Here is a 234-nt window from a genome sequence, read left to right on the forward strand (position 1 = left end):
AATTAATGCTGCCTGCTTTGTTTGGGGTCTCTATTAGCCAAATAAACTTATTGCTCGATACCGTTATTGCTTCATTACTCATGACCGGCTCAATTGCTTGGTTGTATTACTCAGACCGTTTAATAGAGTTTCCGCTGGGATTATTTGGTATTGGTATAGCAACGGTTATTTTACCGGCACTGTCAAAATTACACAGTAGTAAAAAAAGCAGTGATTTTCAGCATACCTTAGATT

1 protein-coding gene is annotated in these 234 nt (G+C 37.6%); it reads left to right on the plus strand.

All coding sequences use genetic code 11. The annotated features are described in order from the left end of the window. The coding region (locus AAEY62_RS24925) for a lipid II flippase MurJ (protein WP_350637181.1) at nucleotides 1-234 on the plus strand (234 nt) is incomplete at both ends.

The sequence above is a fragment of the Pseudoalteromonas sp. GW168-MNA-CIBAN-0100 genome (assembly GCF_040309225.1).
Lineage (GTDB): Bacteria > Pseudomonadota > Gammaproteobacteria > Enterobacterales > Alteromonadaceae > Pseudoalteromonas > Pseudoalteromonas arctica.